At 66.5% G+C, this 25958-nt stretch carries 24 protein-coding genes; 20 read left to right on the forward strand and 4 right to left on the reverse strand.

The window, feature by feature from the left end:
* Positions 1-9: 9 nt before the first annotated feature.
* Together ACSSV8_RS04990 and ACSSV8_RS04995 are read right to left on the reverse strand one after the other, a co-directional pair.
* Positions 10-462 (reverse strand): c-type cytochrome, encoded by a 453-nt coding sequence (locus tag ACSSV8_RS04990; RefSeq protein ID WP_354539918.1) that lies wholly within the window; start codon positions 460-462, stop codon positions 10-12.
* A 76-nt stretch (positions 463-538) separates the two neighbouring features.
* On the reverse strand, positions 539-1750 hold the full coding sequence (locus ACSSV8_RS04995) for an NnrS family protein (RefSeq protein WP_354539919.1): 1212 nt from the start codon (positions 1748-1750) through the stop codon (positions 539-541).
* Between the two features lie 252 nt (positions 1751-2002).
* Between ACSSV8_RS04995 and ACSSV8_RS05000 the strand changes: the two genes are divergently transcribed.
* From ACSSV8_RS05000 to ACSSV8_RS05095, 20 genes are all read left to right on the forward strand, one after another.
* On the forward strand, positions 2003-3574 hold the full coding sequence (locus ACSSV8_RS05000; RefSeq protein WP_454281708.1) for a cytochrome D1 domain-containing protein: 1572 nt from the start codon (positions 2003-2005) through the stop codon (positions 3572-3574).
* An 85-nt stretch (positions 3575-3659) separates the two neighbouring features.
* On the forward strand, positions 3660-5408 hold the full coding sequence (locus ACSSV8_RS05005; RefSeq protein WP_454281709.1) for a NapC/NirT family cytochrome c: 1749 nt from the start codon (positions 3660-3662) through the stop codon (positions 5406-5408).
* Between the two features lie 80 nt (positions 5409-5488).
* Entirely contained in the window at positions 5489-5905 is a 417-nt protein-coding gene (locus tag ACSSV8_RS05010) for a hypothetical protein (RefSeq protein WP_354539922.1), read from the forward strand.
* Positions 5906-5971: 66 nt separating this feature from the next.
* The gene (cobA, locus tag ACSSV8_RS05015) at positions 5972-6754 is read left to right on the forward strand and encodes a uroporphyrinogen-III C-methyltransferase (RefSeq protein WP_454281710.1); all 783 of its coding nucleotides are present in this window, start codon (positions 5972-5974) and stop codon (positions 6752-6754) included.
* Positions 6747-7079: a c-type cytochrome gene (locus ACSSV8_RS05020; RefSeq protein WP_354539924.1), complete on the forward strand. Its 333-nt coding sequence runs from the start codon at positions 6747-6749 to the stop codon at positions 7077-7079. Before cobA ends, ACSSV8_RS05020 begins: the two co-directional genes overlap by 8 nt.
* A complete protein-coding gene (locus ACSSV8_RS05025) occupies positions 7076-8233 on the forward strand; it encodes a cytochrome D1 domain-containing protein (RefSeq protein WP_354539925.1) in 1158 nt (385 codons plus the stop codon). Before ACSSV8_RS05020 ends, ACSSV8_RS05025 begins: the two co-directional genes overlap by 4 nt.
* Positions 8234-8236: 3 nt before the next feature.
* Entirely contained in the window at positions 8237-9223 is a 987-nt protein-coding gene (gene ahbB, locus ACSSV8_RS05030; RefSeq protein WP_454281711.1) for a siroheme decarboxylase subunit beta, read from the forward strand.
* Positions 9220-9693 (forward strand): Lrp/AsnC family transcriptional regulator, encoded by a 474-nt coding sequence (locus ACSSV8_RS05035; RefSeq protein WP_454281712.1) that lies wholly within the window; start codon positions 9220-9222, stop codon positions 9691-9693. Before ahbB (ACSSV8_RS05030) ends, ACSSV8_RS05035 begins: the two co-directional genes overlap by 4 nt.
* The gene (ahbB, locus tag ACSSV8_RS05040) at positions 9690-10175 is read left to right on the forward strand and encodes a siroheme decarboxylase subunit beta (protein ID WP_454281713.1); all 486 of its coding nucleotides are present in this window, start codon (positions 9690-9692) and stop codon (positions 10173-10175) included. Before ACSSV8_RS05035 ends, ahbB (ACSSV8_RS05040) begins: the two co-directional genes overlap by 4 nt.
* 3 nt (positions 10176-10178) lie before the next feature.
* Positions 10179-11390 (forward strand): heme d1 biosynthesis radical SAM protein NirJ, encoded by a 1212-nt coding sequence (gene nirJ / locus ACSSV8_RS05045; protein ID WP_354539929.1) that lies wholly within the window; start codon positions 10179-10181, stop codon positions 11388-11390.
* Complete coding sequence (locus tag ACSSV8_RS05050) at positions 11365-12918, forward strand: cytochrome D1 domain-containing protein (RefSeq protein WP_454281714.1); 1554 nt, start codon at positions 11365-11367, stop codon at positions 12916-12918. The genes nirJ and ACSSV8_RS05050 overlap by 26 nt, the downstream gene beginning before the upstream one ends.
* Before the next feature lie 16 nt (positions 12919-12934).
* A complete protein-coding gene (locus tag ACSSV8_RS05055) occupies positions 12935-13138 on the forward strand; it encodes a hypothetical protein (protein ID WP_454281715.1) in 204 nt (67 codons plus the stop codon).
* 44 nt (positions 13139-13182) lie between these two features.
* Positions 13183-13533: a hypothetical protein gene (locus ACSSV8_RS05060; RefSeq protein ID WP_454281716.1), complete on the forward strand. Its 351-nt coding sequence runs from the start codon at positions 13183-13185 to the stop codon at positions 13531-13533.
* A 1-nt stretch (position 13534) separates the two neighbouring features.
* Entirely contained in the window at positions 13535-15739 is a 2205-nt protein-coding gene (locus ACSSV8_RS05065) for a 4Fe-4S binding protein (protein WP_454281717.1), read from the forward strand.
* On the forward strand, positions 15732-17660 hold the full coding sequence (nosZ, locus tag ACSSV8_RS05070) for a TAT-dependent nitrous-oxide reductase (RefSeq protein WP_454281718.1): 1929 nt from the start codon (positions 15732-15734) through the stop codon (positions 17658-17660). The genes ACSSV8_RS05065 and nosZ overlap by 8 nt, the downstream gene beginning before the upstream one ends.
* 2 nt (positions 17661-17662) lie before the next feature.
* The gene (locus ACSSV8_RS05075) at positions 17663-18985 is read left to right on the forward strand and encodes a nitrous oxide reductase family maturation protein NosD (protein WP_454281719.1); all 1323 of its coding nucleotides are present in this window, start codon (positions 17663-17665) and stop codon (positions 18983-18985) included.
* Entirely contained in the window at positions 18960-19847 is an 888-nt protein-coding gene (locus tag ACSSV8_RS05080; RefSeq protein WP_454281720.1) for an ABC transporter ATP-binding protein, read from the forward strand. The genes ACSSV8_RS05075 and ACSSV8_RS05080 overlap by 26 nt, the downstream gene beginning before the upstream one ends.
* The gene (locus ACSSV8_RS05085; protein ID WP_454281721.1) at positions 19844-20665 is read left to right on the forward strand and encodes an ABC transporter permease; all 822 of its coding nucleotides are present in this window, start codon (positions 19844-19846) and stop codon (positions 20663-20665) included. Before ACSSV8_RS05080 ends, ACSSV8_RS05085 begins: the two co-directional genes overlap by 4 nt.
* Entirely contained in the window at positions 20662-21222 is a 561-nt protein-coding gene (locus ACSSV8_RS05090; RefSeq protein ID WP_354539938.1) for a nitrous oxide reductase accessory protein NosL, read from the forward strand. Before ACSSV8_RS05085 ends, ACSSV8_RS05090 begins: the two co-directional genes overlap by 4 nt.
* 5 nt (positions 21223-21227) lie before the next feature.
* Positions 21228-22121 (forward strand): FAD:protein FMN transferase, encoded by an 894-nt coding sequence (locus ACSSV8_RS05095; protein ID WP_354539939.1) that lies wholly within the window; start codon positions 21228-21230, stop codon positions 22119-22121.
* A gap of 159 nt (positions 22122-22280) precedes the next feature.
* Here ACSSV8_RS05095 and ettA read toward each other — a convergent pair whose 3' ends face one another.
* Positions 22281-23936 carry an energy-dependent translational throttle protein EttA gene (gene ettA, locus ACSSV8_RS05100; protein ID WP_354539940.1) on the reverse strand — a complete coding sequence of 552 codons (1656 nt, stop codon included), beginning with the start codon at positions 23934-23936 and terminating at the stop codon, positions 22281-22283.
* Positions 23937-24007: 71 nt separating this feature from the next.
* Positions 24008-25822 carry a putative bifunctional diguanylate cyclase/phosphodiesterase gene (locus tag ACSSV8_RS05105; RefSeq protein WP_454281722.1) on the reverse strand — a complete coding sequence of 605 codons (1815 nt, stop codon included), beginning with the start codon at positions 25820-25822 and terminating at the stop codon, positions 24008-24010.
* Between the last annotated feature and the right edge of the window lie 136 nt (positions 25823-25958).

Genomic DNA, 25958 nt, shown 5'->3' on the forward strand with positions numbered 1-25958 from the left:
TCTCGCTCCTCAACCGGCGTCGTTCGGCGGCCAGTTCTGCGTGTTGATGCGGCCCGTCCAGAGAAGGAAATCCGCAAGGTTGCGATACTCTTCGTCGCTCAGGCCGAAATTCGGCATCTGGCGGCGGCCCTCGATTCCCGTGGGCATCGCGTCCATCCAGCCCTTGAGCATGTCGGCGGCCGCCTCGGGGTCGTCCTGAACGCCCCAGCGGGCCATCACATTGCCCAGTTCGGGGGCGAAATAGGCGCCTTCCCCAAGGATCGAGTGGCAGTTGATGCAGGAATTTCTTTCCCAGACATGCTTGCCCGCCGCGACACTCTCGGTGAGGCCGCCACGGTCGGTTGATTTGGTCACGATGTAGCGGTGGGAATGGGCGGTGAGGCCCACGAAGATGATAATGAAGAACAATGATCCGCCGTAGAATATGTTGCGGGCCATCGTCTTGGTCAGGACTTCGCGCATGGCGCAGTCTCCTTTTCGGAGCGGTTGACGGTGGGTTCACTGTGGCGCGGGCGGGTCGCGCCTTCCTTAACGAAAGTCAATCGGCGGCGGCGGTTTGCGCGCGCGGCCCCGTGAGCACCGGCCAGAGCGCGGCGGCGGCCAGCGCGAAGGCCAGCACCCACAGAAGCCCCGCGCCGAGAACGCCCGCATAATAATGCTCGACCCCGAGGCTGGAGCCGGCCCAGCGCGCCAGCGCCGACAGCACCAGAAGCGCGTAGGCCAGCGCCACCGGAAAGGGCGCGACAAGCGCGTGACCGCCATGGCCCAGCGCCGCGCGCGACATCACCGCCAGCGTCATCACCCCCACCGCGCCGATGCCCAGCAGGTGCAGCGCGGCCACCTCCGATCCCAGCCCGAGCGCCGCCAGCCCCGACAGGATCAGCCCGAGACCCAGCAGCGCCATGCCGAGATGCAGCACCCAGAGAATGGGCTGGTTCCAGGTCCAGAGCGGTCGCCAGAACGCGCCGCGCAAAAGCTGCGCGCTGCCCGCCGCCAGCGCCAGCGCGGCAAAGACCGGCCCCGGCAGCGACAGGCCCGCCGCCAGCGCGGTCAGGAGCGTGAGCGCGATCACCGCCATGTCGAGCGACAGGCGGCTTTGCGGCAGGCGCTGCGTGATCCCGGCGCGGGTCATCGCGTTGCGGGTAAAGGCGGGGGTGACACGCCCGCCCAGCACCACGATCAGCCCGCAGGTGGCAAAAAGCCCCAGCCGCAACCCCTCGGCCCCGCTGCCCGTTACCCCGGCCCAGTCGAGGTGCACCATGAGATTGCCCGCCCAGATGAGCGCGAGCACGCCCAGAAACATCATGTTCTGCGGCTTCGGGCGCTTGAGAAGCTGGCCCAGGATCTTGGCCGCCAGCACCGGCAGAAAGGCCAGATCGAGCGCGGCCACCATGACCACCGGCAGGCTGCCCGAGAACCAGATGCCCAGCCGCCCCGCCAGCCACAGCGCGGCCACCGTCACGACAAAGCCGCGCCGCGCGGCGGGGGTTCCGGTCCAGTTCGGCACGGCGGTGAGGAAAAATCCCCCCATCGCCGCCGCCGGATAGCCGAACACCATTTCATGCGCGTGCCACAGATGCGGCGGCGGCGAGAAGGGCAGATCGCTCACAATCCCGCCTGCGGCATGGATGCCGAGCCAGCCGGTCCAGACGATCAGCGAGAACACCGCGTAAAGGGCGGCGGCGGTGAAGAACACCCGCCACCCGTCGGAGAAAAAGCGCGCCACCGCGCCCGTGTTGCCCTGTGCCATGGCCCTCGCCCCGCTGTCCGGAAAACCTGACATCGACCCTCGCGCCGAAACGCACGGGACACCTTAACGAAAGTCAAGGATCGCGCGCCGGTGATCGACCAGACTGAAGGAGCCTCACCAGCCAACGGAGATTCTGACATGACAATCCCAGCCGCGAGGACACCGCAGACGCCAGGGCTCTTGCTCGGCGCCGGTCTGTCTTTCCTGCTTTCGACGGCGGCACTTCCCGCACTCGCCCAGGAACAACCGAGCATGAGCCCGGAGGCGTTCGACGCCGCCAAGCAGACCTATTTCGAGCAATGCGCCGGCTGCCACGGCGTCTTGCGCAAGGGTGCTACCGGCAAGCCGCTCTTGCCCGAGGTCAAGACCAAGGCCGCCGACGGCACCGAGACGGTGACCGGCACGCTCAAGCTTGGCCAGGACCGGCTGGAGCGCATCATTGCTTACGGCACCGAAGGCGGGATGAACAATTTCGACGGCATCCTCAGCCCTGAGCAGATCGTCGATCTTGCGACCTATATCCAGATCGACCCGCCCAAACCGCCGGAGATGTCGATCACCCAGATGATGCAGACCCGCAAGGTCTATATCGAGCCCGAGGATTACCCGACCGCGCCGCTGCATGGCCGCAACTGGGAAAACTTCTTCGTCGTGATCGAACGCGACGTGGGCAAGGTCGCGGTGATCGACGGCGACACCAAGGAGGTGCTGGTCCATATTCCAACCGGCTATGCCGTGCACGTCCTCAAGGCGTCCGAGCATCACAGCATCGACGAGCCGGAAAATCCCGGCCGGTTCTGGTATACGATGGGCCGCGACGGCAAGATGACCAAGATCGACCTGTGGCAAAAGCCCGAAAACATGCTCGTGGCCGAGGTCAAGATTGCCTATGACGCCCGCGACGTGGCCGTATCGGGTGACGGCAAATACGTCATCGGCGGAGGCTACTGGCCGCCGCATTTCGCCATCGTCGATGCTGAAACGATGGAGCCGAAAAAGGTCGTCTCGACCCGCGGCGTCAACGTCGATGGCGAATATGTCGAAGAGGCGCGCGTCGCCGCCATCTACACCACCCCGCACGAGCCGACATGGGTGGTTGCCATCAAGGAACTGGGCCAGATCTGGCAGGTCGATTACACCGATCTCGACAACCTGCGGATCGACAAGATCGACAACTCCAAATACCTGCATGACGGGTTCTTTGATCCGACCGGCCGGTATTTCCAGATCGCGGCGAATGCCTCGAACCAGATGGTCGTGATCGACACCAAGACCCGCAAGCTCGAAGCGACGATCGACGTCAAGTCCAAACCGCATCCCGGCCCCGGTGCCAACTGGATCGATCCCAATTGCGGCCCCGTGGGCGGCACCACGCATCTTGGCACCGGCTTCGTGACGGTCTGGGGCAACGATCCCGAGGGCCATCCCGACAACGCCTGGAAAATCTGCTACGAGGTCGAAACCGACGGGCCGGGCCTCTTCGTGCGCACCCATCCGGACAGCAAATATGTCTGGGCGGATCAGACGCTGCATCCCGAACCCGAGATCCAGCAATCGGTGCAGGTGATCGACAAGGCCACCGGCGAGATCGTCAAGACCATCCAGTTGACCGAAACCGAAGGCTCTGTCGCCGTCCATTTCGAATTCAACCAGGATGGCTCGGAGGTCTGGGCCTCGGTCTGGAACCGGAGCGACTCGAAAACCGACAACGGCGAGATCGTGATCTTCGACGCCGAGACGCTGGAGGAGAAAACCCGGATCAAGGGGCTCTTCGCCCCCACCGGCAAGTTCAACGTCTACAACCGGTCGAACCACAAGACCTGAGCGAAACCGGGCCGGGGGGCATCATCGCCCCCCGGCCTTCGTCCTTTCCCGAGATCAACCGCAGACCGGACGGAGCGCGGATCACATGACTGACGAAACCCCCAAGAAACCCGGCCGCATATGGCGGCGCTGGGTGCTTTTCGGCGTGCCCGTCGCCGGTGCCGCCGCCGCCTTTGCCGCGGGCATTGTCTTCTGGGGCGGGTTCAACACCGCCATGGAAGCCACAAACACGATGGATTTCTGCGTCTCCTGCCACGAGATGCGCGAAAACGTGTTCAAGGAATACGAACACACCATCCACCACGAGAACCGCTCTGGCGTGCAGGCGACCTGTTCGGATTGCCACGTGCCCGACCCTTGGGTGCACAAGATGGTGCGCAAGGTGCAGGCCTCGCGCGAGCTTTATGGCAAGCTTGTCGGCACGATCGACACGCGCGAGAAATTCGAGGAGGAGCGCCTGCGCCTCGCGACCCGCGTCTGGACCGCGATGAAAAAGACCGATTCGCGCGAATGCCGCAACTGCCACACCATCGAGAGCATGAACCCCCGCTTTCAGAAACCGCGCGCACGTCAGCAGCATCTGGTGGCGATGGAGACGGGGCAGACCTGTATCGACTGCCACAAGGGCATCGCGCATTCCGACGTGCGCGACCGCGCCCCCGACGAATTGCTCGAGGCGCTCGAGACGCCCAACCCGAAGCACATCAAGCAGGTCCCGCAAAGCTTCCTTGACGGGCTGGCCTATATCCAGCAGGTCGAGGCCGAAGAGGCCGCCGCCGCCGCAGAGGCGGCCCAGGCCGAAGAGGCGGCGGTCGAGGCGCGCATCGCCGCGGCTGTCGAACAGGCCCTGAGCGCGAGCGACGCCTCGGCGGCACCTGCCGACGAGGGGCCGGGCGGCGCCATCGACTGGTCCGCCATCACCCCCGTCACGGTCGGCCTCTTCTATCCCGGCCAGACGCCCTGGGAATGGGTGCTCAACGGCAAGGAACATGGTGGCGCCCGCGCCTTTACCAAGGGCGGCGATCAATGCTCGGTCTGCCATGCCAAGGAAACCGCCGCCATGGGGGCCAAGATGGTCAGCGGCGAAAAGGCCGAACCCACCCCCATTCCGGGCAAGCGCGGGTCGGTGGACGTGGCCATTCAGGCCGCCCATGACGACACCAACCTCTACCTGCGCCTGCGCTGGAAAGATGGCGGGCACGCCCCCGTGCCCTTCGTCGAGGGCGGCATGATGGACCCCGAGAACCCCGTCAAACTCGCCATGATGATCGTGGGCAGCGGGGTGGAGCGCGCCGATCAGGCGGGCTGCTGGTCAAGCTGCCACATGGACAGCCGCACCATGCCCAATGCACCCGAGAGCCTTGGCGATCTTGACGCGGCGCTCGGCGGGCACGGCTATGTGCAGAAATACATCCCCAACAGCCGCACCGATATCGAACTCAAGGGCCGTGCGCGCCCGATGGGCGGCTGGGACCTGCTGCGCGACGAGGGCGAGCTTGCCGCCTTCCTGGAGAACGACACCTTCATGGACTTCACACGGCTTGACGCCTCGGGCAATGCGCGGCGCGGCTATCTGCTGGAGCGGCGGCACGAGGATGCAGGCCACCCGGTCGACGGCTCCATGGTGCTGGAGGGCGATACCTGGACGGCGGTGCTGGTGCGCCCGCTTGCGGCCACCGCGCCGGGACAGATCGCCATCGTGCCGGGCAAGGTCTACACGGTGGGGTTCGCGCTCCATGACGATCACGCGGCGGCACGGTTCCACCATGTCTCGCTCGATCTGCGGCTGGCGCTCGACGATGCGTCGGTCGAGTTGAACGCCGTCGCGCCCTGAGGGCGGGCGCGGCAGGAGGCGGCCCCGGCTCCACTGACGGGCCGGGGTCGTCATTTCCACCCCAAGAAAGGGAGAGAGCCATGCCCCCGATCCGCACCCTCGCCAGCGTTCTGGCGTTCCTGCCGCTGACTGCGCTGGCCGACGACCTGCCAACAGACCCCGAATCGCTGGCCGAGGGCGCGGCCATTTTCGAGCGGCGGTGCAGCCAGTGCCACGGGCTTGACCACGTGATCTACAAGGCGCCTTGGCTCAACGGGCTGATCGGGCGGCCCGCGGCCTCGGTGCCCGATTTCCCTTATTCCGAGGCGATGCGCGCCTGGGGCGGGGTCTGGACGGTCGAGAATCTCAAGCTTTGGCTGACCAAGCCCGATGAATTCATCCCCGGCACAGAGATGAATTTCGGCGGCTTCCGCCGCCGCACCGAGGACCGCGACATGGTGATTGCATATCTCATCGAGGCAACCCGCGAAACGGCACCGCAAGACGCGCGGCCTTAACGAAAGTCAAGGTTCGCGCGCGGGCGATCGGTCAATCTGGGATCACAGCCAAGCCCGGAGAGTCCCATGTCATACCCCAGCCAAGGCCACGTTTCCCTTGTCGGTTCCGGTCCGGGCGATCCCGACCTCTTGACCTGCAAGGCGCTCAGGTGCCTGCAAGAGGCTGATGTGCTGGTCTTTGACCGGCTGGTCAGCCCCGAAATCCTCGCGCTTGTCCCTGCCCGCGTGCGGCGCATCGACGTGGGCAAGACGCCCAAATGCCACCCCGTCCCGCAGGAGGGGATCAACGCGCTGCTGGTCGATCTGGCGCGGCAGGGGCTGCGGGTGGTGCGGCTCAAGGGCGGCGATCCTCTGATCTTCGGGCGCGGCAGCGAGGAGGCAGAGGTGTTGCGCGCCGCCGGGATCACGGTGGATTACGTGCCCGGCATCACCGCCGCGCAGGGCATGGCCGCCTCCACGGGTGTGCCGCTCACGCATCGCGGCCTGGCCACCGGCGTGCGCTATGTCACCGGGCACCGCGCGCGCGACGGCAGCCTCGATCTGGACTGGGCGTCGCTCGCCTGCGAGGAGACCACGCTTGTCGTCTACATGGGCGTGGCCAATATCGCGCGGATCGCGGCGGAACTGATGGCCCATGGCCTGCCTGCCGACCTGCCGGTGATGGCGGTGGCCAGCGTCACCACCCCGCGCGAGGCGCGGCTGGTCTCCACGCTCGACCGCATCGGCCCCGAGATCGCGCAGGCCGACCTTGCCGCCCCGGTGCTCTTTGTCATTGGCCATGTGGTGCGGCTTTACGAGGGCAATGCCGCCCTGCCGCTGCCCCATGCCGAGGTGAGGGTCTATGCGTAACACGGCCGCCCTCTGCCTTGCCGTTGCCGTCGTCATGACCTGGCTCGCCCCGCTTCCCGCCACGGCCGAGATCAGTGCCGAGCGCGCCGAACGGCTTGGGCATATGCTGGTGCAGGATTGCGGCTCTTGTCACGGGCTGGCGCGCAAGGGCGGGCTTGGCAGCCCGCTGACGCGCGAGGCGCTTGGCCATGCCGCGCCCGAGGGGCTCGCCGCGATCATCCTCGACGGCATCCCCGGCACCGCCATGCCGCCCTGGCGCGCGCTTCTGACCGACGCCGAGGCGCTGTGGATGGCGCAGCAACTTCTGACGGAGCCACACGAATGAAACGGATCCTGTCCACCCTCGCCGTTTTGGTCGCCCTTCTCGCAACGCCCGCCGGGGCCGGGACCTCTCTGCGCGCCACCGGCGGGCTTGGACTTGTGATCGAGCGCGCGACCGGTTCGGTCCTGTTGGTGGACCGGATCGCGCATGAGGTCATAACGCGCATCGACGGCCTGGGCGATCTCAGCCACGCCTCGGTCACCTTCTCGCCCGACGAGCGGCTGGCCTATGTCTTTGGCCGCGACGGCGGGCTGACGCAGGTGGATATGCTGACGGGCGCGATCACCGCCCGCGTTATTCAGGGCGGCAATTCCATCGGCGGGGCGATTTCGGACGATGGCGCGCTGGTGGCGGTATCGAATTACGAGCCGGGCGGCGTGCGCGTGTTCGACGCCGCAACGCTGGAGATGGTCGCCGACATTCCCTCGGACGGCAAGACCGTGGGCCTTGTCGATCTGCCGAACCGGCGCTTTGCCTGGACCGTGTGGGAAACGGGAACGGTCTGGCTGGCCGATCTGTCGGGGGCCGCGCCGGTCATCACCGATCTGGGTCATGCGGGCCTCAACCCCTATGACGCGGTGCTCTCGGGCGACGGGCGTCATTACATCGTGGGGCTGTTCGGCGAAAAGGGCCTGACGCTATTCGACATGTGGCAGGACACGCCCGAGCCGGTGCGGTTCCTTGACGATTACGGCCGCGAGGACGCGGAAATGCCGGTCTACAAGATGCCCCACCTGCAAGGCTGGGCGTTGACCGAAGGGCAGTTCGCCCTGCCTGCCGTGGGACAACACGCGCTGCTCTGGGTGGAACGCGCGACACTTGCGCAGGCCGGCCGCACGGCGCTGCATGGCCAGCCGATCTTTGCCGTGGCGCAACCCGGCAGCCCCTATGTCTGGGTGAATTTCGCCCTGCCGCATAACGACACGCTTCAGGTGATCGACAGCCGCACGCATGAGGTGGTGGCGACCCTCACCCCCGGCGCCGCCGTGCTGCACATGGAGTTCAGCCCGCGCGGGCACGAGCTTTGGGTCAGTTCGCGCGATGGCAACCGGGTCTTTGTCTATGACACCCACAACCGCACGGTAAAGGCGGAACTGGAGGCTGAAAGCCCCTCCGGCATCTTCTTCACCGCGCGCGCGCATCGCACGGGGCTATAGACCATGCCGGCCCGTCTCGACCCCCGTGACACCGCCCTTCTCGACCGCTTTCAGCGCGACTTGCCGCTGGTGCCGCGCCCCTTTGCGGTGATGGCCGACCGGATCGGGCTGACCGAAGCCGACGTGATCGAACGCCTCGCGCGCCTTGCCGAGGAGGGCAAGATCGCCCGCGTGGGTGCCACCGTGCGGCCCAACACCGCCGGGGCCTCGACGCTCGCGGCGCTTGGCGTTCCGGCGGAGCAACTCGAGGCGGTCGCCGCCATCGTCGGACAGGAGCCGGGCGTCAATCACAGCTATCAGCGCGATCATGCCTGGAACCTGTGGTTCGTGGCCACCGCAGCGGACGGTGCCGGGTTGCAGGCCACGCTTGACCGCATCGCCGCGCGCAGCGGGCATGAGGTGCTCGACCTGCGGCTTCGGCGGGCGTTCAACATCGACCTTGGCTTTCCTTTGCAGGGCGCGCGCCCGGTCCCCCGGCGCGACGCCCCGGTGAACTGCGCCGCGCTCCGCGACGGCGACCGCCCGCTTTTGCACCTGCTCTCGCAAGGCCTGCCGATCGTCGCCGATCCCTACGCCGCCGCCGCCCGCGATCTGGGGATGAGCGAGGCAGCCGTGATCGAGCGCATCGGCGCACTGCTGACGGCGGGCATCCTCACCCGGCTGGGCGTGATCGTGCGCCACCGCTCGCTTGGCTGGGCCGCCAATGCCATGGTCACCTTCGATCTGCCGGAGGCGCGGATGGAGGCGGCAGGCCGCGCGCTTGCCGCGCATCCCGGCGTGACGCTCTGCTATCAGCGCCGCACCGTGCCGGGGGTCTGGCCCTACGGCCTCTTTTGCATGATCCACGGGCGCAGCCGCCCCGAGGCGATGGCGGTTCTCGCCACCGCCCGCGCCCTGCCGGACCTGCGCGGTGCCCCCCATCAGGTGCTGTTCTCGCAACGCTGCTTCAAGCAGACCGGTGCGCGGCTTCTGCCGTCCGAGGCAGCATGAGACGCGCGGCGCTCCCCCCCGAGGCGCTCGACGCCACGGACCGCGCGATCCTCAACGCGCTGCAAGACGGCTTTCCCATCGCCCATGACCCGTTCACGCAGGCCGCCGCCCCCCTTGGCCTGAGCGGCACGGAACTGACCGAGCGGCTGGCGCATCTGCGCGAGATCGGTGCCGTCACCCGCTTTGGCCCGTTCTTCGACGCCGAGGCCATGGGCGGGGCCTTTTGCCTTTGCGCCATGGAGATCCCGGAGGCGCGTTTCAACGAGGTCGTGACTTTGGTCAATGCCCATCCGGAGGTGGCGCATAATTATGAACGCACGCACCGGCTCAACATGTGGTTCGTGCTCGCCTGCGAGACCCGCGAGGGGATCGAGCGGGTGGCCGCGCGGATCGAGCACGAGACCGGGCTTTGCGTCCTGCGCTTTCCCAAGCTGCGGGAATTCTTCATCGGCTTCAGGGTAGAGGCATGACACTCGACACCACCGACCGCCGGATCATCGCCGCGACGCAGGCGGGCCTGCCGCTTGTGGCCGAACCCTATGCCGAGGTGGGGGGCTGGCTTGGCCTGCCCGAGGCCGAGGTGATCGCGCGGCTGAGCGCCATGCAGGACCGCGGCATCGTGCGGCGCGTGGCACTTGCGCCCAACCACTATGCGCTGGGGATGCAGGCAAACGGGATGAGCGTCTGGGACGTGGCCGATACCCGCGCCGAGGCGCTGGGCGAGATGGTCGGCGCGCTCGCGTTCGTGTCGCATTGCTACCTGCGCCCGCGCGCGCGGCCGCTCTGGCCCTACAACCTGTTCGCCATGCTGCACGGGCCGGACCGCGGCACCGTCGAGGCGCATCGCGCCGAGGTGGCCGCGATACTTGGCGACGCCTGCGCGCGCCATGACATTCTCTATTCCACCCGCATCCTGAAAAAGACCGGGATGCGCCTGAGGCCGGAGGGCTGAGCCATGTTTCGTCTGACCCAATATATGCGCGAGCTGGTGAACCCCAGTCCCGTGCGCGCCCGTATGGGAACGGTGCGCCCGGTGGTGATCTGGAACCTGACCCGCCGCTGCAACCTGCGGTGCCGGCATTGCTATACCACCTCTGCCGATATCTCCTTTCCCGGCGAGTTGAGCCATGGCGAGGCGATGGATGTGCTCGACGATCTGGCCGCCTTCAAGGTGCCCGCGCTGATCCTGTCGGGGGGCGAGCCGCTGTCGCGCATCGATTTCTTCGACCTGGCGGAACGCGCCCGCGCGCTCGATTTCCGGTATCTGGCGCTCTCGACCAACGGCACGCGGCTCTCGGAGAATATCGACCGGATCGCCGCGCTCGAGTTCGACTATGTCGGCATTTCGCTCGATGGGATCGGCGGGGTGAACGACTGGTTTCGCGGGGTCGACGGGGCCTTTGACGCCGCCCTTGCGGGCGTGCGGGCCTGCAAGGCGCGCGGCGTCAAGGTGGGGTTGCGCTTTACGCTGACGCGCGACAATGCCCATACCCTGCCCGACATGCTCGATCTCTGCGACGCCGAGGGGGTGGACAAGTTCTATCTCTCGCACCTTGTCTATGCCGGGCGCGGCGACAAGCATCGCGGCGAGGATGCCCAGCATCTGCATACCCGCGTGGCGCTCGATCACCTGATCGACCGGGCCTGGGTGGCGGTGGCCGAAGAGCAGCCGCTCGACATCGTGACCGGCAACAACGATGCCGACGCGGTCTATTTCCTGCATTGGGCCGAGCGGCATTTCAGCGCCGAAAAGATTGCGCATCTGCGCGCGCACCTGACCGCCTGGGGCGGCAATTCCAGCGGTCTGGGCGTGGCCAATATCGACACGCAAGGCCGCGTGCATCCCGATACCTACTGGTCGGATTACACCGTGGGATCGGTCAAGGACCGGCCCTTTTCCGAGATCTGGACCGGCGACGATCCGATGCTGGCCGCATTGCGCACCCGCCCGCGCCCGCTCAAGGGCCGCTGCGGGGCCTGCGCGCATCAGGCGATCTGCGGCGGCAACACGCGGATCCGCGCGCTTCAGGTCTCGGGCGATCCCTGGGCCGAGGATCCGGCCTGTTATCTCAGCGCCGAGGAAATCGGCCTGAGCGCCGACGCGGCCCGCCTGACCGTCACGCCATTCCGGGGGAAAAGCCATGATCCGGCGCATCGTTTCTTCTGAACGCGCGGTTATCGCCGCCGCCCTCCTCCTTGCCACCCCGGTGATGGCCGCGCCCGACGGTGCCGCGCTTTATGGCGCGCATTGCGCCGCCTGCCATGCCGAGACGCGGCTGGGCGGCACCGGCCCCGCGCTCATTCCGCAGACGCTTGGCCGCATCGGCGGCCCGGAACTTGAGGCGGTGATCGCCCATGGCCGCGCCGCCACGCAGATGCCGGGCTTTGCCGAGGTGCTCAGGCCCGAGGAAATCGCCGCCATCGCCGCCCATCTCAAGGAACCGCTCACCGAGACGCCGCACTGGGGCATGGCCGAGATGCTGGCCACGCGCAGTTTCAACGACGCCCACACCCCCGCCACCACGCCGGTTTTCAGCGCCGATCCGATGAACGTGACGCTTGCGGTCGAAATCGCCGACAGCCATATCTCGGTGCTCGACGGCGATACCTTCGCCGTGCTGGCGCGGTTCGAGACGCCCTTTGCGGTGCATGGCGGGCCGAAGTTCAGCCCCGACGGGCGGCTGGTTTACGTGGTGTCGCGCGATGGCTGGGTGCAGAAATACGACCTCTGGGGCCTGACCGAGATGGGACGCATCCGCGCCGGTCTCAACGCCCGCAACATCGCGATCAGCGCCGATGGCAAATGGCTTGCCGTGGCCAATTATCTGCCGATGACGCTGACCATTCTCGACGCGGCCACGCTCCTGCCCGAAAAGGTGATCGAGATCAGGGGCCGCGACGGCACGCCAAGCCGCGTCTCGGCGGTCTATCAGGCGCCGCCGCGCGACAGCTTCGTTCTGGCGCTCAAGGACATTCCCGAGGTCTGGGAAATCTCCACCGCCGACACCCCGCCGCATACCGGCTGGGTCCACGATACCCGCGTCGAGGGCCCGCCCGAGATTGCCCGCCGCTTTCCGGTGCGCAAGATGCGCACCGAGCAGATCCTCGACGATTTCTTTTTCGATCAGGGCTATGTGAACCTGATCGGCGCCTCGCGCGCGACCGAGAGCGCGCTGGTGATCGACCTCGACTATGGTCACAAGGTGGCCGAGATCGACCTGCCCGGAATGCCGCATCTGGGATCGGGCATCACCTGGGACTGGAACGGCACAAGGATCATGGCAACACCGCATCTCAAGGAGGGGATGATTTCCTTCATCGACATGACCACCTGGAAAACCATCAAGCGCATCGAGACCGAGGGGCCGGGTTTCTTCATGCGCTCCCATGCCAACAGCCGCTATGTCTGGGCCGACGTGTTCTTTGGCCCCAACAAGGACGCGATGCATGTCATCGACAAGCAGACGCTGGAAATCGTGCGCACGCTGCGCCCCGCGCCCGGGCAGACCGTGGCCCATACCGAGTTCACCCGCGACGGACGGCACGCGCTTGTGTCGATCTGGGAGGATGACGGCGCGGTGATCGTCTACGACGCCGAGACGCTGACCGAGGTGACCCGGCTGCCGATGCGCAAACCTTCGGGAAAATACAATGTCTGGAACAAGATCACCTTCGCCGAGGGCACATCCCACTGAGCCGGGGCGCTGGCCGGTGTGGAAACTCGCGCTGCTGCTTTACCCCTTCGCCACGCCCGCCGTGGCGATCAACCTCTTTCTGGCGGGGTTGATCGCGCACAAGACGGGGTTCGCCGCGCTGCCGCCGGTGCTGGCGCTCTGGCTCTCGCTGCCCCTGGGCGTGCCCGCCGCATGGCTCTGCGGTCGCTGGGTGCGCGGACTTCTGGACGAGGCGGCATAACCAAAGTCAAGGCCGCCCTGCCCCCGTTTTGCGAGGGTGACGGCATGACACCGCTCCTGCGATTCCTTTGGCTTCTCTGCCTGCTGCCCGGTCTGGCGACCGGCCTCCTGCCGCTGCCCGGTCGGGCTTTGGGGCTGGACATGGTGATCTGCACGGGCGGGGCAGAGCATGTGATCCGCGTGGGCCTTGATGGCCAACCCGTCGAGACCGAAGAGGATTGCGCGCTGTGCTGCGCCGCCTGCGGCCCGGCCCCGGCGCTTTTGCCCGACACGACGGCCATGCCGCGCCCCGCCTCACACGCGCTCCGTGCATCCGTCTTTCCGCGCGTTGCGCTCTTGCCCGAACGCGCGGCGCTTTTCCCGGCCCCGCGCGGCCCCCCGCTGGCACAGGTCTGACATGCACCGTTTCGCGCTTCTCCTCCTTCTGTTGATCGGGCTGGCCCTGCCCCGCGCTGCACTGGCGCAGACCGATCACACGCTCCTTACCCGCTATCTGGCCGAAGTCCCCGCCTCGGAGCTGTACGAGGGTGCCGACAGCTATGGCGCGCCGCTGCCCGATCTGCCGGTGGCGCCGGTGCTGAAGGGTGGCGAGCGTATTGGCTATGCCTTCGTCAATTCCGATTTCGTGGGCACCACCGGCTATTCCGGCAAGCCCATCCATATCGTCGTCGCGCTGGACGAGTCAGCGGTGGTGCAGGGTGTGCGGCTGGTCAAACATTCCGAACCGATTGTTCTGATCGGCATCCCCGAAGCGCGGATTGCCAAGCTTACATCCGACTTCAAGGGCCGCGACATCGCCGCCGAGGCGCGCGGCGAGGCCGAGCATCCGCTGGAAATCATCTCGGGCGTGACCGTCACCATCATGGTGATCGACGATTCGATCCTGCGCTCGTCGCTCAGGGTGGCGCGCGCGCTTGATCTGGGCGGGCTGGGACAGGCGGGCACGCCCGCCGCCCCCCGCGTCGAGATCGACCCCGAGGCCGAAGTGATCGGCAATTGGGACAGCCTTGTGGGCGACGGCACCGTGCGGCGCATGGTGCTGAGCGTGGCCGAGGTCAACGCCGCCTTCGCCGAACTGGGTGATCCGCGCGCGCTCGACGTGCCCGAAGAGGGACCCGAGACCGACAATTTCATCGAGCTTTACACCACCCTGCCCAGCATTCCCGCCATCGGGCGCGCGCTGTTGCTGGAGCGTGAATATGCCACCCTGCGCGACTGGATGGGTGAGGGCGACCATGTCCTGATGCTGATGGGGCTGGGGCGTTATTCCTTCAAGGGATCGGGCTATGTGCGGGGCGGGCTTTTCGACCGTATCCAGCTTATCCAGGGCGATATGGCGATCCGGTTCCGCGACCGCGATCATCGCCGTGTTGGCGATCTTCTGCCGGAGGGGACACCGCGATTCCGCGAGCAGGACATGTTCCGCATCCCCGCCGAGAGCGGCTTTGACCCGGCACAGCCCTGGCGCTTGCAACTGCTGGTCAGCCGCGAGGTGGGCGCGCTGGAGCGGATCTATACCACCTTCGAGACCGGCTGGCAGCCGCCCGCGCACCTGCTGCGCAACCTGCCCGCACCGCCCGCCGCCAAGGCCCCCGCGCCGCTGGCCATCGAAGAAAACGAGAGTGCCGCGATGACCGCGCTCTGGCAACGGATCTGGCGTGACAAGGCGGTGGAAATCGCCGGGCTGGGCGCGATGCTGCTGGTGCTGACGGGCGCGTTCTTCTTCCAGACCTATGCGACCGTCTCGGAACGCGGCTTTTACTGGTTCCGCATGGGGTTCCTCACGGTGACGCTGGTGTTTCTGGGCTGGTATGCCAATGCGCAACTCTCGGTCGTGAACATCATGGCGCTTGCCTCTTCGCTCAAGGAAGGGTTCACATGGTCGGCCTTCCTGCTTGATCCGCTGACCTTCATCCTGTGGTTCTCGGTCGCGGCCTCGCTGATCTTCTGGGGGCGGGGCGCCTATTGCGGGTGGCTCTGCCCGTTCGGGGCGTTGCAGGAACTCAGCAACCAGATCGCGCGCCGCCTGCGGGTGCCGCAATGGACCCTGCCCTGGGGCCTGCACGAGCGGCTCTGGGCGGTGAAATACATCCTTTTCCTGGGGCTCTTCGGGGTCTCGCTCGCCTCCATCGAACAGGCCGAGACGCTGGCCGAGGTGGAGCCGTTCAAGACCGCCATCGTGCTCAAGTTCGACCGCGCCTGGCCGTTCGTGCTCTATGCGCTGGTGCTGCTGGGGGCGGGGCTGTTCGTCGAGCGGTTCTATTGCCGCTATCTGTGCCCGCTTGGCGGGGCGCTGGCGATCCCGGCTCGGATGCGGATGTTCGACTGGCTGCGGCGCTACCGCGAGTGCGGCAATCCCTGCCAGACCTGCGCCAACGAATGTTTCGTGCAGGCGATCCACCCGACGGGTGAGATCAACCCCAACGAATGCCTGAACTGCCTGCATTGCCAGGTTCTTTATCAGTCCGAAGACAGATGCCCGGTCGTCATCAAGCGGCTGAAACGCCGCGACACTGCCGCCAGGGGCGCGGCAAGCGTCGACCGGGTCCTGACCAATCACCCGAACCTTCCAAACCTCAAGAAAGGAACGACCAATGTCTGACAAGATCCTGAAAGCCGGCATCAGCCGCCGGGGCCTGCTGGGGGCCACCGCGGGCACCGCGGCCCTTGGCACCATGGGCGGCGCGGCGCTTTTGAGCGGGGCCGCCGCCGTGGGCGGCGCGACCCCCGCCCGTGCCGCCGCCGGGGCAGCAAACGTCGCGCCCGGCGAGCTGGACGAATATTACGGCTTCTGGTCCTCGGGCCAGACCGGCGAGATGCGCATTCTCGGCATCCCCTCGATGCGCGAATTCATGCGCGTGCCGGTGTTCAACCGCTGCTCGGCCACCGGCTGGGGCCAGACCAACGAATCCATCCGCATCCATCAGGAACGGATGCAGCCGCAGACCAAGGCTTTTCTCGCCGCGAACGGCAAGCAGATCCACGACAATGGCGACCTGCACCATGTCCATATGTCCTTTACCGAGGGCAAGTATGACGGCCGCTATCTGTTCATGAACGACAAGGCCAATACCCGCGTCGCCCGCGTGCGCTGCGACATCATGAAATGCGACAAGATCACCGAGATCCCCAATGCCAAGGCGATCCACGGTCTGCGCCCGCAGAAATGGCCGCGCACCAACTATGTCTTTGCCAATGGCGAGGACGAGACGCCGATCATCAATGACGGCAAGATCCTCGACGATCCGTCGCAATATGTGAACTATTACACCGCGCTCAATGCCGACACGATGGAAGTGGCCTGGCAGGTGATGGTCACCGGCAACCTTGACAATACCGATGCCGATTACGAGGGCAAATGGGCGTTTTCCACCTCCTACAACTCGGAGATGGGGATGAACCTTGGCGAGATGACCGAATCCGACATGGATCATGTCGTCATCTTCAACCTCGCCGAGATCGAGAAGGGCCTCGCCGCCGGCGATTACGAGGAAAAGAACGGCGTCAAGGTGATCGACGGGCGCAAGGGGAAAAACAAGAACTACACCCGCTATATCCCGATCCCCAACAACCCGCATGGCTGCAACATGGCCCCCGACAAGATCCACCTGTGCATCGGCGGCAAGCTGTCGCCGACGGTGTCGGTGATCGACGTCCGCAAGCTCGATGCGCTGTTCGAGAGCGATATCGACCCGCGCAGCGCCGTGGTGGCCGAGCCGGAACTGGGCCTTGGCCCGCTTCACACCGCCTTTGACGGCAAGGGCAATTGCTACACCACGCTCTTCCTCGACAGCCAGATCGCGTTCTGGAACATCGAAAAGGCCGTGCGCGCCTATCAGGGCGAGGATGTGAACCCGATCATCTCCAAGACCGATGTGCATTATCAGCCCGGCCACAACTCGACCTCGATGGGCGAGACGCTGGAGGCGGACGGAAAATACTTCATCTCGATGAACAAGTTTTCCAAGGATCGGTTCCTGAACGTCGGCCCGCTCAAGCCCGAGAACGAGCAGCTTTTCGTCATCGATGGCGACAAACTGGAGCTGGTGCATGATGGCCCCACCTTTGCCGAACCGCACGATTCGATCATCGTCCACCGCTCGGTGGTCAATCCGCTGCACGTCTATGACCGCAACGATCCGGGTTGGGCCGCCACGCGCGCGCAGGCCGAGGCCGACGGGGTGGACATCGACGATTACATGGATGCCGTGATCCGCGACGGCGACAAGGTGCGCGTCTACATGAGCAGTCAGGCGCCCAACTTCTCGAAGGAAAGCTTCACCGTCCAGCAGGATGACGAGGTGACGGTGATCATCACCAACCTTGACGATATCGAGGACCTGACCCACGGCTTTACCATGGGCGATCACGGCGTCGCCATGGAGATCAGCCCGAACCAGACCGCCTCGATCACGTTCAAGGCGGCAAAACCGGGCGTTTACTGGTATTACTGCCAGTGGTTCTGTCACGCGCTCCACATGGAGATGCGCGGCCGGATGTTCGTCGAGCCGAAAGGCGCCTGAGCATGATCCTGCGCGCCCTTGCCGTTTTGTGCTTTCTGGTCCTGCCGCTTGTGGCGGCGGGGCAGGAGCGGGTGCCGGTGGGGGCGTTGCAGGACATGCTGGGTCGGGCAGACCCCGGCGCGCATCTGATCCTTGAACCGGGCCGCCACGCTGGCCCGGTGATCCTTGACCGGCCCATGACGCTTGAGGGCGAGACCGGCGCGGCGATCATCGGCACTGGCGAGGGCTCGGTCATCACCGTGACCGCACCCGATGTCATCATCCGGGGGCTTGCCATCTCGGGCTCGGGGCAGGACGGGGCGGCGGTCGATTCCGGCATCCGCCTGCTCAAGGGGGCGACCCGCGCGCTTGTCGAGGGCAACCACCTGACCGGCAACCTGCACGGCATCGACATTCACGGCGCGCAGGATGCCGTTGTGCGCGGCAATACCGTGATCGGCAGCGATTTTCACCGCGTCAACGACCGGGGCAACGGCATCTATGTCTGGAACGCCCCCGGCGCGGTGGTGGAGGGCAACGATATCCGCCTCGGGCGCGACGGCATCTTTTCCAACGCCTCGCGCCGCAACGTGTTTCGCGACAACATCTTCCGCGACCTGCGCTTTGCCGTGCATTTCATGTATACCAACGACACCGAGATCAGCGGCAATATCAGTATCGGCAACACGCTGGGCTATGCGCTGATGTTCTCGGACCGGATCACGGTGCGCGACAATCTCTCGCTCGGCGACCGAACCCATGGCCTCATGCTCAACTATGCCAACAGCGCCGATGTGACCGGCAATCTGGTGCGCGGCGGCACGCATGAGAAATGCACGTTCGTCTACAACGCCCACAAGAACCTGATTGCCGGCAACCGGTTCGAGGGCTGCGAGATCGGTATTCATTTCACCGCCGGGTCAGAGCGCAACGCGATCACCGGCAATGCCTTTGTCGGCAACCGCACGCAGGTCAAATACGTGGGCACCCGCGACGTGGAATGGAGCCTTGATGGGCGCGGCAATTACTGGTCGGACCACCCGGCCTTTGACCTTGATGGCGACGGGCGTGCCGATGGCCCGTTCCGGCCCAACGATCTGATGGACCATATCCTGTGGTCGCAACCCGCCGCCAAGCTGCTTCTGGGCGCGCCGGTGGTGCAGCTTCTGCGCTGGTCGCAGGCGGCGTTTCCCGCCGTGCTTCCGGGGGGCGTGGTGGACAGCTACCCGATGATGGCCCCTGTCGAGATCGCCGTGCCCGAGGCGCTTTTGCCCGACGAGGCGCGCGCCCTTGCAAAGGCCCGCAACCGAAGGAGGGACGATGCTGACGCTCTCGCATCTCACTAAGCACTTTGACGGCGCGACCGCGCTCGACGATGTGTCACTGACGGTCGCCCCCGGCGAGCGCGTGGCGCTTCTGGGCCATAACGGCGCGGGCAAGTCCACGCTGATGAAGATCGTGCTGGGCCTCATCCCGCATGATGGCGGCACGGTCGAGGTGCTGGGCGCGCGGCCCGGATCGGGGGCGGCGCGCGCGGGCGTGGCCTATCTGCCCGAAAGCGCGGCCTTTCATCCCGCATTGACGGGGCGCGAGACCATCGCCCATTACCTGCGCCTGCGGGGCGAGCCTGCGGCGCAGGCGGGCGCGCTGCTGGAACGGGTGGGGCTGTCGGACGCCGCCGACCGGCGCATCGGCACCTATTCCAAGGGGATGCGCCAGCGCGTCGGGCTGGCGCAGGCGCTGATCGGGCGGCCCCGGCTGATGGTTCTGGACGAGCCGACATCGGGCCTCGATCCGGTGTCGCGGCGGGGCTTTTACACCATTCTGGAAGAGCTTGCGAGCGAGGGCGTGGCGATCCTGCTGTCCTCGCACGCCCTGACCGAGGTCGAGGCGCGCACCGACCGCATGGTGATCCTTGCCCATGGCCGCCTGCGGGCCGAGGGCAGCCTGAGCGCGCTGCGCCGCACCGCCGACCTGCCGGTGACGGTGGAATTGACCGCCGTCAACGGCGCGCGCGCGGCGATCCTCGATGCCGTGCCGGGCGGCGAATTGCGCGGCGACCGCATCACCTATCGCTGTCGGCAGGATGAGAAGATGGGCCTTCTGCGCCGTCTGAGCGCGCAGACCGAAAGCCTGGAGGATATCGAGATGCACCCGCCCAGCCTTGAAGACCTCTACACCCATTTCAGCCGGGAGGGCGCGCAATGATCCGTATCCTGTCCATGGCGCAGACCGAATTCCGCATCAGCCTGCGCAACCGCTGGGTGGCGGTGTCGGTGGTGATGATGGCGGTGTTTTCCATCGTTCTCGCCGCTGCCGGATCGGCCCCGTCGGGCACGGTGGGGGTGGACCGGCTCTCGGTGACGGTGGCCTCGCTCACCTCGCTCGGGGTCTATCTTGTGCCGCTGGTGGCGCTGTTGATGAGTTTCGACGCCATCGCGGGCGAGGCCGAGCGCGGCACGCTGCCGCTTCTGCTGACCTATCCGCTGAGCCGCGCCGAGGTGCTTTTGGGCAAGCTGCTGGCGCATGTGGCGGTGCTGGCGCTGGCGGTGGGGGCGGGCTACGGCCTTGCCGCGCTGGCGATCTGGGTTTGGGATGCGCGCGCGGTGGCGGGGCTGCCCGCGCTCTGGCGGCTGACATGGTCCTCGGTGGTGCTGGGGGCGGTGTTTCTTGGCGCGGGCTATGCGCTCTCGGCCATGTCGCGGCGGCCTTCGGGGGCGGCGGGGCTGGCGATCGGGCTGTGGCTTGGGGTGATCGTGCTGTGGGATCTGGGGCTGCTGGCGGCGCTCGTCGCGGATAATGGCGGCTGGTTCACCACCGATGTGTTTCCCGTGGCGCTGCTGGCCAATCCGGCGGATGCCTTCCGCCTCTACAACCTCGCCGCGTCCGAGGCGGGGGCCGCCGCCGCGGGCCTTGCCGGGGCGGCCAACGCGATCCCGCCGGGCGCGGCGCTGGCCTCGCTTCTCTTGTGGCCGCTGGCCGCCCTCGGCCTTGCGCTTGCCGCCTTTCGAAAGATCACGCCATGATCCGCCTGATACTTGTTGCCCTTCTCGCGCTCACCGCCTGCAAGGAGGACCGAACTGAGGCCCCGCCGCCGGTGGAACTGACCGCCGAGGCCGTGGGCCATTTCTGTCAGATGGACCTGATCGAGCATCCCGGCCCCAAGGCGCAGGTGCATCTTGACGGGCTGCCCATGCCGCTCTTCTTCAGCCAGGTGCGCGATGCGCTGGCCTATGCGCGGATGCCCGAACAAAGCCACATCATCGCCGCCATCTATGTCAACGATCTGGGCGCCGCGCCAAGCTGGGACGAGATGGGCGCGGATAACTGGATCGCCGCCGGGGCCGCGCATTACGTGATCGGCTCGGAACGGGTTGGCGGCATGGGCGCGCCCGAGGCGCAGCCCTTCGCCGATGCCGGTGCCGCGCAGGCCTTCGCCGCGCGCCATGGCGGCAGGGTGATGGGCCTTGCCGATATCCCCGATGCCGCATTGCTCGCTCCGGTGACGACGCCAGAAGAGAGCCCCGCAGATACCGACGATTTCCGCCGCCGCCTCAGGGCGCTGACCCCGACCGAAGGATGACCCCGATGCAGAGCCGTCGCCGCTTTCTCACCATCTGCGCCGCCCTGCCGGTGGCGCTGGCCGCGCGCGGGGCCGGGGCCGTGCCCGCATCCGTCCATCGCGGGCAGGCGATGGGGGCGGCGGTCACACTGCACCTGCGCCACCCCGAAGCGAAACGCCTCGCCGCTCTGGCACTGGCCGAAATCGCGCGGCTCGAGCACCTCTTCAGCCTTCACCGGATCGACTCGGCGCTGGTGCGGCTCAACGCATCGGGGCGGCTTGACGCGCCGCCGCCCGAGATGCTCGACATCCTCAGCCTTTGCGGCGCGGTGCACCGTGCCAGCGGCGGGCGGTTTGACCCGACGGTGCAGCCCCTCTGGGCCACGCTGGCGCACGCCCATGCCAAGGGCCGGCCCGCCGACCCCGCGCAGATCGCGCAGGCCCGCGCGCATGTCGGCTGGCAACGGGTGTCGGTGACGCCCGCCGCAATCACGCTCGGGCCCGGCATGGCGCTGACGCTCAACGGGGTGGCGCAGGGCTATGTCGCCGATCGCGTCGCGGCGCTTCTGCGTGCCGAGGGACTGACGCTTGGCCTCATCGACACCGGCGAGATCGCCGCCATCGGCGCGGGCTGGCCGGTGCGCATCGAGGACGGCCCGCACCTGAGCCTTGGCAATGAGGCGCTGGCCACCTCGGGCCTCTTCGGCACGGTCATGGACCGGGACGGACGGCAGGGGCATATCCTGTCACCGGACGGCGCGGACCGCCCTGCTCCATGGGCGCGCGTCTCGATTGCCGCGCCGCGCGCGGCGGTGGCCGATGCGCTCTCGACCGCCGCCTGCCTGATGCCCGATGCGGCGCAACTGGCGCGGCTCGTCGCGCACTTCCCGAAGGTGCGCGTGGCACATATAGGCGCGTGAGAGCGGATCGCACCAGAGCCATGATTGAAGAATGATGACCGCGCGGCGGGCCTTGCGTCCGGGTTGCGCGCGGCCTTCACCCGGTTTGAGCCGTCATCCTCGGGCTTGACCCGAGGATCTTCGTGGCCAGGAGATCCCCGATCAAGTCGGGGATGACGATCACCTCGCGAACTTCTTGTATTTCACCCGCTTCGGCTCCAGCGCGTCCGGGCCGAGACGGCGTTTCTTGTCTTCCTCATAGGCCGAGAAGTCGCCCTCGAACCATTCCACATGCGCGTCGCCCTCGAAGGCGAGGATGTGGGTGCAGATGCGGTCGAGGAAAAAGCGGTCATGGGAGATGACCACGGCGCAGCCGGCGAAATCCGTGAGCGCATCCTCAAGCGCGCGCAGCGTCTCCACGTCGAGGTCGTTGGTCGGCTCGTCGAGCAGCAGCACGTTGCCGCCCTCTTTCAGGAGCCGCGCCATGTGGACGCGGTTGCGCTCGCCGCCCGACAGCAGCGAGACCTTTTTCTGCTGGTCGCCGCCCTTGAAGTTGAACGCGCCGCAATAGGCGCGGGAGTTCATCTGGGCATCGCCCAACTGGATGATCTCGGCCCCGCCGGAAATGGCCTCCCACACGGTGTCATCGGGTTTGAGGTCATCGCGCGACTGATCGACGTAGGAAAGCTGCACCGTGTCGCCATACGCGATGGTGCCGGCATCGGGCTTTTCCTGCCCGGTGAACATCTTGAAGAGCGTCGATTTGCCCGCGCCGTTGGGGCCGATCACGCCGACGATACCGCCCGGCGGCAGCGAAAAGCTGAGATCCTCGATCAGGAGCTTGTCACCCATGGCCTTTTTCAGCCCCTCGATCTCGATCACCTTGGAGCCAAGGCGCGGGCCGTTGGGAATGACGATCTGGGCGCGGGCGATTTTCTCGCGCTCGGACTTGCCGGCCAGATCCTCATAGGCGTTGATCCGCGCCTTTTGCTTGGCCTGCCGCGCCTTGGCCCCCTGGCGGATCCACTCCAGTTCCCGTTCCAGCGTCTTTTGCCGCGATTTGTCTTCGCGCGCTTCCTGTGCGAGGCGCTTGGCCTTCTGTTCCAGCCAGGCGGAATAGTTGCCCTCATAGGGGATGCCGCGGCCGCGATCGAGTTCGAGAATCCAGCCGGTGATGTCATCGAGGAAATAGCGGTCATGGGTGACGATGAGGATCGTGCCCTTGTAGTCGATCAGGTGTTGTTGCAGCCAGGCGATGGTTTCGGCGTCGAGGTGGTTGGTCGGCTCGTCCAGAAGCAGCATGTCGGGGGCCTCGAGCAGCAGCTTGCAGAGCGCGACGCGGCGTCGCTCGCCGCCCGACAGGCTGGCAACCTGCGCGTCATCGGGGGGGCAGCGCAGCGCCTCCATGGCAACGTCGATCCGGCTGTCGAGATCCCACAGATTTTCGCTGTCGATCTCGTCCTGAAGCTGCGCCATCTCGTCGGCGGTCTCGTCGCTGTAATTCATCGCCAACTCGTTGAATCGGTCGAGCTTGGCCTGTTTCTCGGCCACGCCCAGCATCACGTTGCCGCGCACGTTGAGGGTTTCGTCGAGTTGCGGCTCCTGCGGGAGATAGCCCACGCGCGCGCCCTGCGCCGCGCGCGCCTCGCCGGTGAAATCGGTGTCGATCCCCGCCATGATGCGCATGAGCGTGGACTTGCCCGAGCCGTTGACGCCGACGACGCCGATCTTGACGCCGGGAAGAAAGCTCAGGTGGATGTTTTCAAAGCATTTCTTGCCGCCCGGATAGGTCTTGGAGACCCCTTGCATGTTGTAGACATATTGATAGGACGCCATGGGACTGCCTCTCCGTCGGGGATTTCATGATCGCCCGTGGTGATAGCGGGCGCGCGGGCCGGGGGCAATGGTCAGCGCACATGACCGATGAGGCGGGGTGGCACCGACGCGGCGGGGGCGCCGAGTGCTGCGCCGAAGGGGGCCGTGGCGGGCAAGGGATCGTTGGCACAGAGCCAGTCGATGAGCACATCGAGCGGCATGGGCCGCGCGAGGCCAAAGCCCTGAATGACCGGACAGTGGGCGCGGCGCAGAATGGCAAGCTGATCCGCCGTCTCAACCCCTTCGGCGACCACACTCATGTCCAGAAGACGGCAGAGCCGGATGATGGCGCGCACGATCACGCGGTTGCGCGGGTCATGGTCGAGCCGGGCGATCATCGAGCGGTCGAGCTTGATTGCGTCCACCTCGAAGCTGGCCATATGCGCCAGACCCGCGTAGCCGGTGCCGAAATCGTCGAGAGCGACGCGCACACCGAGCCGTTTGAGCCGCGCGACCGCGCTGACCACATCCGCGCCGGAACCGTCGAGGATCGTGGTTTCCAGCACCTCGACGCAGATCTGATCGGGGCGCAGGCCGCGCGATTGCAGGGCCCAGTCGAGCAGGCCGGGATAGTTGATATCGGCGAGAATCGCTGCCGAGACATTGATCGACATGGTGAGGTGGCCGAAACCCGCCTCGATCAGGGTCCGGAGCGCGTCGAGCGCCATTGTCATCGAAAGATAATCGATCTCGGCCATAAGGCCCAAGCCGTCCGCCGCCTCCAGAAAGGCTGCCGGGGCGAGCAGGCCGCGGCGGGGATGGCGCCAGCGGATAAGCGCCTCGCAGCCGCGGATGCGCCCGGAATTCAGGCAAAGCTGCGGCTGGAGATGGATCTCGAACTGATCGCAGGCAACCGCCTCGCGCAGGTCGCGGGCGAGCGTCTGGCGGGCGCGCTGTGCCTGTCCCAGATCGGCGGTATACTGCATCACGCGACCGCGACCGCGCGCCTTGGCTGCGTAGAGCGCGGTATCGGCGTGCTGGATCATCTCTTCACCGGTGGTGGCAGGACCGGTGGCGAGACAGGCCCCGATCGACGCGCCGATGGCTATGGAGTGGTCGCGCCAGAGAAACGGCCGGTCCAGCGCGCGCAGCACCGCCTCGGCGCGCGCCCTCAACCCCTCCTCGCCGTCGGGGGCGTCACACACGAGCAGGAATTCATCGCCGCCGGTGCGGCAGGCAAGATCACGTGGCCCCGCCACGCGCGCCAGCAGGGCCGCCACATGGGCCAGCGTCCGGTCCCCTGCCCGATGGCCCAGCGAATCGTTGATGTCCTTGAACTTGTCGATGTCGATGACCAGAACGCCGAGCGCGCCACGCGCCATCGCCGCGCGCACCGGCGGCGAGGCGAGATATTCGGCCAGCTTCTTGCGGTTGGCGAGGCCCGTGAGGTCATCATGATGGGCCGCATGGCGCAGATCGACCTGCACCTGCCGCAGCGCCTGTTCGGTCGAGACCTGATCGGTCACGTCGCGGCAGGTGATGACCACCTTCTGCCCGTCCGCGCCAAGATCGAGAAGCGCAAAGCTCTGCTGGTTCCAGAAGGTTGTGCCGTCACGGCGGATGTGGCGGCTGAGCTGATAGCGGCCAAAGAGCGCGCTGCGGGGATCGTAGCGGAAACCGGCAATCTCGGTCTCGGGTGGCCGCGTCTCCGGCGGGAGGATGAATTCCTGCGGTTTGCGCCCGCGCATCTGATCGAGAGGCCAGCCATAGAGCCGTTCGCAGGCCGGGTTGGCCCATTCGATGCGCGCGGCCATGTCCTGCACCACGATACCGTCCTGCGCACCCGCGACGATGCGCCGGAAAAGCCCCTGCGCCCCGTCCTCGCTGCTGTCGTCCGTCAAAGCCACGGCCTGCCCCGCTTTGTGGTCTGCTGCTGACGGACGTTGCACGCGACACGCTAACAAACCATGAACATCCGCACAGGAAATCGCTCTGATGCAAGACATTGACCATTGCCGCGCGCGGCTTCGGCGTCATACTGAC

Source organism: Roseovarius sp. MBR-79, assembly GCF_053628555.1.

What these genes read in the sequence shown, in the direction of transcription:
- ACSSV8_RS05005 (WP_454281709.1), top strand. Translation starts at nt 3,660, where the DNA reads ATGACTGACGAAACCCCCAAGAAACCCGGCCGCATATGGCGGCGCTGG.
- ACSSV8_RS05035 (WP_454281712.1), top strand. Translation starts at nt 9,220, where the DNA reads ATGAGACGCGCGGCGCTCCCCCCCGAGGCGCTCGACGCCACGGACCGC.
- ACSSV8_RS05085 (WP_454281721.1), top strand. Translation starts at nt 19,844, where the DNA reads ATGATCCGTATCCTGTCCATGGCGCAGACCGAATTCCGCATCAGCCTG.
- ACSSV8_RS05010 (WP_354539922.1), top strand. Translation starts at nt 5,489, where the DNA reads ATGCCCCCGATCCGCACCCTCGCCAGCGTTCTGGCGTTCCTGCCGCTG.
- ACSSV8_RS04995 (WP_354539919.1), bottom strand. Translation starts at nt 1,750, where the DNA reads ATGGCACAGGGCAACACGGGCGCGGTGGCGCGCTTTTTCTCCGACGGG.
- ACSSV8_RS05050 (WP_454281714.1), top strand. Translation starts at nt 11,365, where the DNA reads ATGATCCGGCGCATCGTTTCTTCTGAACGCGCGGTTATCGCCGCCGCC.
- ACSSV8_RS05095 (WP_354539939.1), top strand. Translation starts at nt 21,228, where the DNA reads ATGCAGAGCCGTCGCCGCTTTCTCACCATCTGCGCCGCCCTGCCGGTG.
- ettA (WP_354539940.1), bottom strand. Translation starts at nt 23,936, where the DNA reads ATGGCGTCCTATCAATATGTCTACAACATGCAAGGGGTCTCCAAGACC.
- ACSSV8_RS05075 (WP_454281719.1), top strand. Translation starts at nt 17,663, where the DNA reads ATGATCCTGCGCGCCCTTGCCGTTTTGTGCTTTCTGGTCCTGCCGCTT.
- ACSSV8_RS05080 (WP_454281720.1), top strand. Translation starts at nt 18,960, where the DNA reads ATGCTGACGCTCTCGCATCTCACTAAGCACTTTGACGGCGCGACCGCG.
- nirJ (WP_354539929.1), top strand. Translation starts at nt 10,179, where the DNA reads ATGTTTCGTCTGACCCAATATATGCGCGAGCTGGTGAACCCCAGTCCC.
- ACSSV8_RS05090 (WP_354539938.1), top strand. Translation starts at nt 20,662, where the DNA reads ATGATCCGCCTGATACTTGTTGCCCTTCTCGCGCTCACCGCCTGCAAG.
- ACSSV8_RS05060 (WP_454281716.1), top strand. Translation starts at nt 13,183, where the DNA reads ATGACACCGCTCCTGCGATTCCTTTGGCTTCTCTGCCTGCTGCCCGGT.
- nosZ (WP_454281718.1), top strand. Translation starts at nt 15,732, where the DNA reads ATGTCTGACAAGATCCTGAAAGCCGGCATCAGCCGCCGGGGCCTGCTG.
- ahbB (WP_454281713.1), top strand. Translation starts at nt 9,690, where the DNA reads ATGACACTCGACACCACCGACCGCCGGATCATCGCCGCGACGCAGGCG.
- ACSSV8_RS05065 (WP_454281717.1), top strand. Translation starts at nt 13,535, where the DNA reads ATGCACCGTTTCGCGCTTCTCCTCCTTCTGTTGATCGGGCTGGCCCTG.
- ACSSV8_RS05025 (WP_354539925.1), top strand. Translation starts at nt 7,076, where the DNA reads ATGAAACGGATCCTGTCCACCCTCGCCGTTTTGGTCGCCCTTCTCGCA.
- ACSSV8_RS04990 (WP_354539918.1), bottom strand. Translation starts at nt 462, where the DNA reads ATGCGCGAAGTCCTGACCAAGACGATGGCCCGCAACATATTCTACGGC.
- ahbB (WP_454281711.1), top strand. Translation starts at nt 8,237, where the DNA reads ATGCCGGCCCGTCTCGACCCCCGTGACACCGCCCTTCTCGACCGCTTT.
- ACSSV8_RS05000 (WP_454281708.1), top strand. Translation starts at nt 2,003, where the DNA reads ATGAGCCCGGAGGCGTTCGACGCCGCCAAGCAGACCTATTTCGAGCAA.
- ACSSV8_RS05020 (WP_354539924.1), top strand. Translation starts at nt 6,747, where the DNA reads ATGCGTAACACGGCCGCCCTCTGCCTTGCCGTTGCCGTCGTCATGACC.
- cobA (WP_454281710.1), top strand. Translation starts at nt 5,972, where the DNA reads ATGTCATACCCCAGCCAAGGCCACGTTTCCCTTGTCGGTTCCGGTCCG.